The organism is Streptomyces bikiniensis, from assembly GCF_000716625.1.
GTDB lineage: Bacteria > Actinomycetota > Actinomycetes > Streptomycetales > Streptomycetaceae > Streptomyces > Streptomyces bikiniensis.
Genome location: NZ_JNXJ01000034.1, coordinates 1 through 11,574, shown reverse-complemented (window position 1 = coordinate 11,574; position 11,574 = coordinate 1). Strand labels below are relative to the sequence as shown.

General features: G+C 71.2%; 11 protein-coding genes and 1 riboswitch. Of the genes, 1 reads left to right on the top strand and 10 read right to left on the bottom strand.

The genetic code is table 11. The features are described 5' to 3' along the window. Positions 1-59: 59 nt before the first annotated feature. Positions 60-159: riboswitch (glycine riboswitch) on the bottom strand. A 112-nt stretch (positions 160-271) separates the two neighbouring features. After that, positions 272-646 carry a PRC-barrel domain-containing protein gene (locus OO47_RS24450; protein ID WP_030221919.1) on the top strand — a complete coding sequence of 125 codons (375 nt, stop codon included), beginning with the start codon at positions 272-274 and terminating at the stop codon, positions 644-646. Positions 647-853: 207 nt separating this feature from the next. Here OO47_RS24450 and OO47_RS24445 read toward each other — a convergent pair whose 3' ends face one another. From OO47_RS24445 to OO47_RS24400, 10 genes are all read right to left on the bottom strand, one after another. Then, positions 854-2,332: a DNA polymerase IV gene (locus OO47_RS24445; RefSeq protein ID WP_078489873.1), complete on the bottom strand. Its 1,479-nt coding sequence runs from the start codon at positions 2,330-2,332 to the stop codon at positions 854-856. A 133-nt stretch (positions 2,333-2,465) separates the two neighbouring features. Continuing rightward, the gene (locus OO47_RS24440) at positions 2,466-3,083 is read right to left on the bottom strand and encodes a MerR family transcriptional regulator (protein WP_030221915.1); all 618 of its coding nucleotides are present in this window, start codon (positions 3,081-3,083) and stop codon (positions 2,466-2,468) included. Positions 3,084-3,275: 192 nt separating this feature from the next. Next, positions 3,276-3,749 (bottom strand): bifunctional nuclease family protein, encoded by a 474-nt coding sequence (locus OO47_RS24435; protein ID WP_017238433.1) that lies wholly within the window; start codon positions 3,747-3,749, stop codon positions 3,276-3,278. Positions 3,750-3,802: 53 nt separating this feature from the next. After that, a complete protein-coding gene (gene ftsR, locus OO47_RS24430; protein ID WP_030221910.1) occupies positions 3,803-4,546 on the bottom strand; it encodes a transcriptional regulator FtsR in 744 nt (247 codons plus the stop codon). A 31-nt stretch (positions 4,547-4,577) separates the two neighbouring features. Beyond that, positions 4,578-5,519, bottom strand: a complete 942-nt coding sequence (locus OO47_RS35390; protein WP_078489888.1) for an FHA domain-containing protein — start codon at positions 5,517-5,519, stop codon at positions 4,578-4,580. An 82-nt stretch (positions 5,520-5,601) separates the two neighbouring features. Further along, entirely contained in the window at positions 5,602-6,543 is a 942-nt protein-coding gene (locus OO47_RS24420) for a DUF881 domain-containing protein (RefSeq protein WP_324606528.1), read from the bottom strand. 263 nt (positions 6,544-6,806) lie between these two features. Beyond that, complete coding sequence (locus tag OO47_RS24415; RefSeq protein WP_015032176.1) at positions 6,807-7,139, bottom strand: small basic family protein; 333 nt, start codon at positions 7,137-7,139, stop codon at positions 6,807-6,809. Beyond that, on the bottom strand, positions 7,136-8,062 hold the full coding sequence (locus OO47_RS24410) for a DUF881 domain-containing protein (RefSeq protein ID WP_030221901.1): 927 nt from the start codon (positions 8,060-8,062) through the stop codon (positions 7,136-7,138). Before OO47_RS24410 ends, OO47_RS24415 begins: the two co-directional genes overlap by 4 nt. 101 nt (positions 8,063-8,163) lie before the next feature. Then, the gene (locus OO47_RS24405) at positions 8,164-10,659 is read right to left on the bottom strand and encodes a mannose-1-phosphate guanyltransferase (protein WP_030221891.1); all 2,496 of its coding nucleotides are present in this window, start codon (positions 10,657-10,659) and stop codon (positions 8,164-8,166) included. A 116-nt stretch (positions 10,660-10,775) separates the two neighbouring features. After that, entirely contained in the window at positions 10,776-11,384 is a 609-nt protein-coding gene (locus tag OO47_RS24400) for a CDP-alcohol phosphatidyltransferase family protein (protein WP_030221889.1), read from the bottom strand. Positions 11,385-11,574 lie beyond the last annotated feature (190 nt).

Sequence of the window (11,574 nt, the reverse complement as noted above, 5' to 3'; positions counted from 1 at the left end):
GCTTTCACCGTCGGTGAGAGCGCATGCCGTCGGACATCCGCTCTGCTTTCCAGAGTGACCTCGTCCGTGCGGTACGGGGGCCTGAGAGATTCCGGGGAGGATTTGCTCCTTCGGCGCCCACCGGAAGGTTTCTCCGGGGGACTCTCCCGCACGGGGTCGACAGCCACACCCAGCCTACCAGCGCGGTTGCGGCTCCCTTCGCTCAAGTGGCCGACATCCCGGATGTGCCCTTTGGTAGGGGGTAGAGGAGTTGCGACCAGTTGGAGGGACCGTGCAGACCGACATCGATCCGCGCAGCCTGATCGGCCGCAAGGCGTACGACCGGAACGGACACAAGATCGGCACCGTCGACGAGGTGTACCTGGACGACGCGACGGGCGTACCGGAGTGGGCCGCGGTCCGCACCGGCCTGTTCAGCAGGGACGCGTTCGTCCCCCTGGAGCCGAGCGACCTGCTCGACGACGGCCTCCACGTTCCGTTCGAACGCGCCCTCATCAAGGACGCCCCGGACTTCGGCGTGGGCCGGCACCTCTCCCCGGAGCAGGAACTCCAGCTCTACCGCCACTACAGCCTCGCCCTCCCCCCGCCCCCCACGGACGCCCCGGACAAGGACTTCGGCCGCCTGGCGGGCCAGGAGGGCGGCTGACCCGAAGCCGCTCCCTCCACACCGGAAAGCCCGGCTCAACCGGGTCGGCCGCCGCCACCGGCCCGCAGCGGGTCCCGCACGCCGGAAGGCCCGCCGACCTCGACGGGCGACGGTCGATCCCCGGCCCGGCCGGAAACACCCCACGGTCCGCAGCCGCCGACGGCGCGGCACCCCCAAGAGAAGGCCCACACCTCCGCCCGCCCACCGTCACCGGTGGTGCGGGCGGGAATCCGGCCCGGCCGCCAGGCCGGGCGCACCCCCACGGCCCGCGGCCGCCGACGGCGCGGCACCGCTCCCGGGCAGACCCGCGGCCGCCGACGGAACCGGCACCGGCACCGGCTCCCGTACCAGCGGCAACGGCTCCCCCGTCTCCAGTTCCGGATCGTCCACGGCGAACGTCCGCACCCGCCCCGGCGCCGACCCCGGTTCCTCGAACCGCACCGTGACCCGCCCGAGCCCGCTCCCCTGCACCCACCCGGCCCCGTGCACCGCGTGCCGCACGTCGTGCCCGGGCGCCCAGTACCGCTCGGCGGCCTCGACGGGCCCGGCCGGCTCGGCCACCGCGACCTCGGGCGCCACCGGAGCGGCACCCTCCGCGTGCCGCTCCCCCACCAGCTCCGCCTGGGCGAACAGGTCCTCCTGCGTGTAGTCCGCGAGCCCGCTCACCCCCACCCCGAGCAGCCGCACGCCCCCCGTGGTGTCCACGGAGTCCAGGAGCCGCCCCGCCGCCTCCCGCACGACCCCGAGCGCGTCCGTCGGCCCCCGCAGCGTCTCGGACCGGGTCAGCGTCGAGAAGTCGAACCTCCGCACCTTCAGGACGATCGTCCGCCCCGAGTGCCCCGACGCCCGCAGCCGCTCCACACACCGCTCCGCGAGCCGCTCGACCTCGCCCCGGATCCGTACCCGGTCGTGCAGGTCCACGGCGAAGGTGTCCTCGACGGAGACGGACTTGGCGTCCCGCTCGGCCACCACGGGCCGGTCGTCGTGCCCCTGGGCCATGCGGTATAGCGAGGCCCCGTGCGCCCGCCCCAGGAGCCGTACGAGCTCGTCCTCGCCCGCTTCCGCGAGGTCGGACACGGTCGTCATCCCGGCCCGCCGCAGGTGTTCCCCGGTCGCCGGCCCGACCCCGGGCAGGATCCGCACGGACTTCGGTCCGAGGAGCTCCCGCTCGGTGCCCGGCGGTATGAGGGCGAGCCCGTCCGGCTTCGCCTGCTCGGAGGCGATCTTCGCGAGCATCTTGGACCCCGCGAGCCCCACCGACCCGGTGAGCCCGGTCGTCGCGAGGATGTCGGCCCGCAGCCGCTCCCCCACCGCCCGCGCGCTCGCGGTGTCGTCGGCGACGCCCCCCGCCTCCAGGTCCACGAAGGCCTCGTCGAGGCTGAGGGGCTCCACGAGCGGGGACAGGAGTCCGAGCAGCCGCATGACCTGCTCGCTGATCGACCGGTAGAAGGCGAAGCGCGGCACGAGGTAGGCCGCGTTCGGCGCGAGCCGCCGCGCCTGGCCCATCGGCATCGCCGAGTGGACCCCGAAGCGGCGCGCCTCGTACGAGGCGGTGGCGACCACGCCCCGTGGCCCGAGCCCGCCCACGACCACGGGTTTTCCGCGCAGGCTGGGCTTCGCCGCCTGCTCTGCGGCGGCGAAGAACGCATCCATGTCGAGATGCAGGATCGTCGGCGCGGTTCTCACGCCCCCGATGTTCCCCCACGGCACTGACAACGCCCGACCGCCCCGCGACGGGGCCGCCCCCGGGACCACCCCCGGCCCGCCCCGCGACGGGGCCGGCCCGGGAACCGCTCCGGGAGCCGTCCCGTAAACCGGCTCAGACCGCGCGGTCCCGCCGTCTCCGGGCCAGCTCGTCGCCGGGGTTGTGCCCCACAAGCGTCTCGCCGGTGTCCACCCGCTCCCCGTGCAGCTGCGAGAGCGCCGCCTCCACGTCCCGCCAGACCACCCCGACGGCGATCCCGAAGACGCCCTGCCCGCCCTGGAGCAGGTCGACGACCTCGTCGGGCGAGGAGCACTCGTAGACCGTGGCCCCGTCGCTCATGAGCGTCATCCGCTCCAGGTCCCGGAAGCCCCGGGCCCGCAGGTGCTGCACGGCGGCCCGGATGTTCTGCAGGGCCACCCCGGTGTCGAGGAAACGCTTGACGATCTTCAGGACGACGACGTCACGGAAGCTGTAGAGCCGCTGCGTCCCCGACCCGTACGCGGGCCGCACGCTCGGCTCCACGAGCCCGGTGCGCGCCCAGTAGTCCAATTGGCGGTAGGTGATGCCGGCGGCCGCGCACGCCGTGGGGCCGCGGTAGCCGATCACCTCGTCCGCCGCGCCCGCACCGGCCTCCGTACCGAAGTCGCCCACCCTGCCGTGAAGCGGATACGGACCGTTCTCCCCGGACACCCGTCCGAGGGAGCTGCCCGCCGTACCGTCCGCGCTGCTCATCACGCCGACCCTCCGTCCTTGACCTGCCCACACGAAGGTAGGCAGTCACTCGGGGTGCGTCAACGATCGCCACACTCGGCACGCCGAGTGATAATCACCCTGAGAGTGGTTTCCCGTGTCTCTCTTCGGGGAAAGGCTACTCGAATGCCCTGACAACGCCCCGCGAACGGCCTCCGGCCGTACCGCCCGGTTTCACTGACTGTTGGTCCCGAAGTCCTCCGGTGAGATCTGGTCGAGGAATTCGCGGAACTTCTCCACCTCGTCCTCCTGCTCGTCCGGAATCGCGATGCCGGCGTCGTCCAGGACGCCGTCGCTGCCGAAGATCGGTGTCCCGGTCCGGAGGGCCAGCGCTATCGCGTCGGACGGCCGGGCGCTCACCTCGACGCCGCTGGCGAAGACCAGTTCGGCATAGAAGACCCCGTCACGCAGATCAGTGATGCGGACTTCGGTGAGCTCCTGCCCCACGGCCTCCAGCACGTCCTTGAACAGGTCGTGCGTCAGCGGCCGCGGAGGGGCCATCCCCTGCTGCGCGAAGGCGATCGCGGTCGCCTCCCCCGGTCCGATCCAGATGGGGAGGTAACGATCGCCTCCCACTTCACGCAGGAGCACGATCGGCTGATTGGAGGGCATTTCCACTCGGACACCCACAACGTCGAGCTCGTTCACACAGCAACCCTAGGACGTGCCCGACCGGTTTGGATAGTCGGGCCCCTCCGGGGTCACTTGGATCGGGCGCCCAGGGCGATCTGCACCAGGGCCGCGTGCAGCCGTACGGACTGCGCGGCCAGCTCCTGGGCGGTGGCCTCCGCATGGGCCCTGGTCTGCGGATTGCGGTGCCGGCGCAGCGGTGCGACCACCTGTTCGATCAGTCCGGCCTCCCGGTCGGCGGCCGCCTTCACGGACCGCAGGTGGCGGGGCTCCAGACCGAATCTCCCCAGATCCGCCACGAGCCGGGCGACGGTGACGGCCTCGGCCTCGTAGCCCCCGCCCTCCGTCTCGGCGATCAGACCGTACGACTCCCACTCGGCGAGCTCGGCCTCGGTGACCTCGGCGGCGGCGAGCAGCTCGGCCCGTCCGAGCCGCGCGGCGGCCGGCGGCTCCGCCTCCTGCTCCCAGGGCCCCTCCAGGAGGTCCCGTCGGCGCCCGGGCGCCGGGAGCTCGATCCGCTCCCCCCTGGCGAGGGCGTCGAGGTGCTCGCGGATGACCTTCAGCGGAAGGTAGTGGTCCCGCTGCATCCGCAGGATCCGGGCGAGCCGTTCCACGTCCTGCGGGCTGAACTTCCGGTACCCGGAAGCCGTCCGCCGGGGCTCGACGAGCCCCTCGGCCTCCAGGAACCGGATCTTGGAGATGGTCACTTCCGGAAACTCGTCGCGCAGCTGGTTCAGCACCGTGCCGATGCTGACCAGCCTGTCGCCCGCGGTGGCGGTGCCGGATCCGGCACCGCCCGTCGGTGTTCGCAGCATGGACCTTCCCTGAAGGGGGTTCCCCGGGGCGTCACACGCCCCGCTGGCTCGAATAGAAGACCAGCCGGTACTTGCCGATCTGCACCTCGTCACCGTTGGACAGAACGACCGAGTCGATCGGCTCGCGGTTGACGTACGTGCCGTTGAGGCTGCCGACGTCGGAGACGGTGAAACTGCCGTCCTGCCCCCGCCGGAACTCGACGTGCCGCCGGGAGACCGTGACGTCGTCCAGGAAGATGTCGCTCTGCGGGTGACGGCCGGCCGTCGTCAGCTCCCCGTCGAGGAGGAACCGGCTGCCGGAGTTCGGCCCCCGGCGCACCACGAGGAGCGCGGAGCCCGGCGGCAGCGCCTCCACGGCCGCCAGCGCCTCCGGGGAGAGCGAGGGCAGCGCGGTCTGGCCGGTGACCTCCGCGTCGTAGGCCTCCAGACCCGAGATGGAGATCGTGGACGTCGTCTCCGACGCGCGCTCGGGAGCGACCCCGCCCCGCAGCGGCGTGCCGCAGTGGGAGCAGAAGCGGCTGTCGGCCGCGTTGCGGTGACCGCACCTCGTACACACCGGCATGGACGCATCCTCCTGCCGCGGCTGCCCCGCCGAGGTCTGTGTCGCGTACGGGTCGGGGGCAAACCCTCCACCCGTACTCGAGGTCGATGGTTCTCCGAAACCTATGCGGGCGGCCCCGGCGGGGTCAACAGAAGACGCGCCCGGTGCGCCCGGAATGTCACCGCCCCGACCCTCGACCTCGTCACGGAAGAGCGGGCGCTCGCCGCCCTGCTCCTCGCTCTGGGCGTGGCGCGGCGCGCGGTGCCGGGCGTTGCCGCCGTCCTCGCGTGCGCTCTTGCCGAACAACTTCGCAAACAACTTCACGGGCGATTCCCCTTGACCGAAACAGACCCGCCCGTGGGGCAGGACGAACCGAGATCCATCACACCTGCCGACCCGGACACCTTCACAACGTCCGTATCCTCCGGACAGTTTCCACCACGCACCACCGTTGTGATGCGCCGACCCCCCGCAAGGCCCTGCCCTTGTCGCGGGACCCCCCTCGTACGCCTCCTCACTGCGAGGACGACTGAGCGTAGTCAGGCCGCTTCGCCGGTCGCAAGGCGTCGACGACGATCTTCGCCGACCGCTCCACCGTGGCCGTGGCCTGCTCCTTCTCGAGGGTCTGCACGACACCGCCGGGGATGTTGAGCGCGGGCTCGAGATCCTCCGGCTTGCCGATGACCTTGAAGACGTACGGAGCGGCCACCTTCGTTCCATCGATCCGCATGTCGTCACCGCTACCGGTGAAATAGCTGTCCGCCACCACCCGTACGCCGTTGACCTGGATCGCCTCGGCGCCCGCCGCGCGCAGCTCCTGGATGGCGTCGAGCAGCATGTCCGACTCGACGGACCCGGTGGGGTCTCCGACGGACAGGGTGATGCCGGGCCCCTCGGCGGCGACCGTACCGGCCAGGATGCCGAGCTGCCGCTCCTTCTCCCGGGTCTGCTTGCGCGCCTCCTCGGCCTGGTCCGAGCTGGACTCCAGCTCGGAACGCTGCTTCTCCAGGCGGGCCTTCTCGTCCTCCAGGCGCTGCGTGCGGTCGTCGAGCTCGTCGAGGATGCGCACCAGGTCCTCCTGGCGTGCGCCCCGGAGCGCGCTGTTGTCACTGGTCGAGGAGACCTGGATGGCCAGGCCGAGCCCGAGGCCGAACAGCAGCAGGGCGACGACGAGTTGGGCCCGGGTCACTCTGGGCGGCCACAGCGCGGAGACCAGCCTGCGGCGCCCGCCCTGCTCGTCCCGTGCGGGCGTGCCCGCGGCCGGCGGTTCGGCGGCCGGGGACGGACCGGACGCGGGGGACACTCCGGGCTCCCGTACGCCCCGGTCCGCGCCGCCCGGGGCCGGGGGCGTACCGGGCACGGCCTCGCCGGAGGGCTTCCGGTGCTGGTGGGGGTGCGGGGAGGGCGGGCGCGGCTCCACCTTCCGGAGGGCCCGGGTGCTCTCGTCCTCGGGCACGGCGGGCCTTTCCGGAGTCCCGGCCGCCCCGGGCCCTGTCGGAGCCCCGGGCTCCCCGGAGGGCCGCCGCACCTCCGGGCCACGGGGTTCCCTCGGATCCGGTCCCTGGGGGCCCTGGGGGTTCCGGGGGGCTTGGGGAGCCCGGGGGTCCGGCGGCCCTTGAGGGCTCTGCGGGCTCTGCGCGTTCCGGGGGACCCGGGGGCTCTCCGGCTCCTCGGGATTCTGCGGGTTCTGTGAGTTCTGCGGGTTCTCGTTCATCGGTCTCACGCCCGGAAGACATGGCGCCGGATGGCGGCCGCGTTGGAGAAGATCCGGATGCCGAGGACGACGACCACGCCGGTCGACAGCTGCGCGCCCACGCCCAGCTTGTCGCCGAGGAAGACGATCAGCGCGGCCACGACCACGTTGGACAGGAAGGAGACCACGAAGACCTTGTCCACGAAGATCCCGTCGAGCATGGCCCGCAGCCCGCCGAAGACCGCATCGAGGGCGGCGACCACGGCGATCGGAAGATAGGGCTCGACCACCGCCGGAACCTCGGGGCGGACCAACAGTCCGACCACCACTCCGACGATCAGGCCCAGTACGGCGATCACGATGTGCCCTTCCCTGTGTCGGCCGTGGCCCGACCGGAGGGCGTCGCCCCGGCCCCCCTCGGCTCTGCGGTACGTACGGTCAGGCTCGGCGCGGCCGGCAGGCGCACGTCGCCCTCGGCGGAGATGCTGCTCCTGATCCCGAAGTTCTCCACCAGCGCGTGCAGGTACTGCCCGTCGGCGCTGTCCTGGAACGCGGTGCTCAGCTTCTGCCCGTTCCCGATCGCGAGGACGGTGTACGGCGGCACCAGCGGCTTGTTGTCGACCAGTATCGCGTCGCCGGCGGCCCGGATCGCGGACAGCGATGTCAGCCGCTGCCCGTTGATCGCGACGGCTTCGGCGCCCGACTCCCACAGCCCGTTGACCACGCGCTGCATGTCCCGGTCGCGGACCCGGCCCGTGTCGGAGAAACCGCTGCTCTCCCGCGGTCCGCCGCCACCGGTGTCGGTGCCCTTGGCGTCGTCCACGACGAGCCGCACCCCGGGGCCGTGCACCGGCGTCGCGCCCGAGAGCAGCCCCACCAGCTCGGCCTGGTCCCCGCCGTACTCCTGGAGCGCCTGCCGCTGCCGCTCCCCGACCTCGGCCCGGATCCGCTCGATGTCCTGCTCCAGACCGTCGGCCCCCGACGACTCCGCCTCGATCCGGTCGATCAGCTCCTGCCGCTCCTTGGCGACGATCGGCGCGGAGACCCGCGCCTCGGCCCCGCCGACGGTCACCACGGCGGCCGCGAGGAGCAGGCCGGCGGCGACGCCGAGCTTCGCCCGCACGCTGCGGGGCGTCCCACCGCCCTCGGCGGCGCGCCGCGCGGTCGCCTCGGCGTACCCGTCGTCCAGGGCGTGGTCGATCACGTTGTTCAGCAGCGACATGGACGCGTCCGGCCGCGGCGGCGGTGATCCGGTGCTCCGAACGGGGGGCTGCTGCGACATGCCGCACATCGTCGCACGTCGTGCGGCATACCGCCGAATGGCCCCTCCGTCCGGCGGGGAGGCACCCCTCGGGCACCTACCCGCCGGACGGGTCGACCGCGTCAGCTGCCTGCGCTGTCGACCACCGCGGCCCACTCGTCGAGCAGGGCCTGCGCGGAGGTGTCGTCGGGACCTTCCGCCCACAGATGGGTGACGGCTTCGGCCGGGTCGGGCAGCACCATCACCCAGCGCCCGTCGGCCTCGACCACCCGGACGCCGTCGGTGGTGTCGACGGAGCGGTTGCCCGCCGCCTCGACCACCTTGCGCATCACGAGCCCCTTCACGGCCCACGGGGTCGCGATGTCCCGCTTGAGGACGTGGGCCCGCGGGATCCGGGCGTCGATCTGGCTCAGCGTGAGCTGCGTCCGCGCCACGAGACCGATCAGCCGCACGAAGGCGGCGGTCCCGTCGAAGACGCTGCTGAACTCGGGCACGATGAACCCGCCGCGCCCGTCGCCGCCGAAGATCGTGGACTCCTCCCGGCCGACCCGGGTGAGGTCGTCGGGCGAGGTGGTCGTCCACTCGACCTGGGTGCCGTGGTACGCGGCGACCTGCTCGGCGATCCGCGTGGTGGTCACCGGCAGCGCGACCCGCCCGGAGCGCCGTTCGGCCGCCACCAGGTCCAGCATCACCAGGAGCGCCCGGTCGTCCTCGATGATCCGGCCCCGCTCGTCCACGAGCGAAAGACGCTCGCCGACGGGGTCGAACCGCACGCCGAACGCGGCGCGCGCCGAGGCCACGATCTCCCCGAGCCGTACGAGTCCGGCCCGTCGGCTCTCGACCGACTCCGTGGGCCTGGACTCGTCGAGACCGGGGTTGATCGTCAGCGAGTCGACCCCGAGCCGTCCGAGCAGGCTGGGCAGGACGAGCCCGGCGCTGCCATTGGAGGCGTCCACGACGACCTTGAGGCCGGCCTCCGCGATCCCGGAGGTGTCGACGTTCCGCAGCAGCGACCCGGTGTACGAGTCGAAGACGCTCGCCGGGAAGGAGAGGTCTCCGATCTCGCCGGGGAAGGCCCTCCGGTACTCCTGGCGCGCGAACACCCGGTCGAGCTTGCGCTGCCCGCCCTGCGAGAGGTCGGCGCCGCGCTCGTCGAAGAACATGATGTCGACGGAGTCGGGCACACCGGGCGAGGTCCGGATCATGATGCCGCCGGCGCTTCCGCGCGCGGTCTGCTGTCTCGCCACCGGCAGCGGTACGTTCTCCAGGTCGCGTACGTCGATGGCGCTGGCCTGCAGCGCCGAGATCACCGCCCGTTTCAGCGCGCGGGCGCCTCGGGAGTGGTCACGGGCCGTGGTGACGGTCGAGCCCTTCTTCAGGGTCGTGGCGTACGCGCCCGCGAGGCGGACGGCCAGCTCGGGGGTGATCTCCACGTTGAGGATGCCGGAGACCCCGCGCGCGCCGAAGAGGTGGGCCTGGCCCCGGGACTCCCAGATGACCGAGGTGTTGACGAACGCGCCGGCCTCGATCGTCTTGAACGGGTAGACCCGGACGTTGCCCTGCACGATCGATTCCTCACCGACCAGGCACTCGTCCCCGATGACGGCTCCGTCCTCGATCCGGGCGGCCCGCATGACGTCGGTGTTCTTGCCGATCACACAGCCGCGCAGATTGCTCTGCTGGCCGATGTAGACGTTGTCGTGGACGACGGCCTTGTGCAGGAAGGCCCCGCTCTTGACGACCACGTTCGACCCGACGACGGTGTGCTCGCGGATCTCGGCACCGGCCTCGACCTTGGCGTAGTCACCGATGTAGAGCGGTCCCCGCAGCACGGCGTCGGGGTGCACCTCGGCGCCTTCCGAGACCCACACCCCGGGCGAGATCTCGAAGCCGTCGATGTCGACCTGGACCTTGCCCTCCAGGACGTCCGCCTGGGCCTTCACATAGCTCTCGTGCGTACCGACGTCCTCCCAGTAGCCCTCGGCGACATAGCCGTAGATCGGCTTGCCCTCCTTCATGAGCTGCGGGAAGACGTCCCCCGACCAGTCGACCGACGTGTCGGCCTCGACGTAGTCGAACACCTCGGGTTCCATCACGTAGATGCCCGTGTTCACGGTGTCCGAGAAGACCTGGCCCCAGGTCGGCTTCTCCAGGAAGCGTTCGACCTTGCCCTCCTCGTCGACGATCGTGATCCCGAACTCCAGGGGGTTCGGCACCCGGGTGAGGCAGACCGTGACGAGTGCGCCCTTCTCCTTGTGGAAGGCGATGAGATCGGTGAGATCGAAATCGGTGAGCGCGTCCCCCGAGATGACGAGGAAGGCGTCGTCCTTCAGCGCTTCCTCGGCGTTCTTCACGCTTCCCGCTGTACCGAGCGGCTTCTCCTCATTGGCATAGGTGAGCTCCATCCCGAGCTCTTCGCCGTCACCGAAGTAATTTCGGACCAGAGAGGCGAGAAACTGAACGGTGACGACGGTCTCGTTGAGACCGTGCCTCTTGAGCAGTCGTAGGACGTGCTCCATGATCGGCCGGTTCACCACCGGCAGAAGAGGCTTGGGCATGCTCGAGGTCATGGGGCGAAGACGGGTTCCCTCGCCACCGGCCATCACGACGGCCTTCATGTCGGAAGCGTCCTCCTTCAAGAGATGACGGTCCTGCCGACTTCGCCTGTCCGCTCAGTAGCCCACGGACGTCCTCGTTGTTGCCGGCGACGCTGCTCGACACAGAAGGAACGGGCTCAATCGGCCTCGGTATCCGTCTTCACGAGTCGACGGACCTGGACCACGTAGAGGATCCCTGCCCACCAATACAGAGTTGTACCCCATCCGGCGAAGGCCCACCCGAAAACTTCAGCGAGTGACGAAAGCCAGCCCGTTCCGTCACTGAGAAGCAGCAACGGGAACGCGTACATGAGGTTGAAAGTCGCAGCTTTTCCGAGGAAGTTGACCTGCGGCGGCGGGTAGCCGTGTCGGCGGAGGATTCCCACCATGACCAGGAGCATGGCCTCACGCGCCAGGAGGGCGACGGTCAGCCAGAGCGGCAGGATCTCCCGCCAGGTGAGGCCCACGAGGGTGGACAGGATGTACAGGCGGTCGGCGGCGGGATCGAGCAGCCGGCCGAGGCTGCTGATCTGGTTCCAGCGTCGGGCGAGTTTCCCGTCGAGGTAGTCGCTGACACCACTGAGCGCCAGGACGAGAAGCGCCCACCCGTCGCTCTTGGGGCCGCCGAACTCGGGGCGGAGAATCAACCACAGAAACAGCGGCACGCCGACGAGGCGCGCCATGCTGAGAATGTTGGGGATGGTGAGGACCCGGTCGGTCTGAACGCGAGTCTCCTGGACCTCCACCCGGGGGCCTCCTGCTGGGGATGGTGCCGACGTTGCCCCCTGACCCTACCTTCAGCTCACCGGACCACCGCGCACGGGGTCACGCCGGTGGCCCCGAACGCAGAAAAGCCCCGCACCAGGAGGTGCGGGGCTTTCCCACAATGATTGTTCGGCGGTGTCCTACTCTCCCACAGGGTCCCCCCTGCAGTAC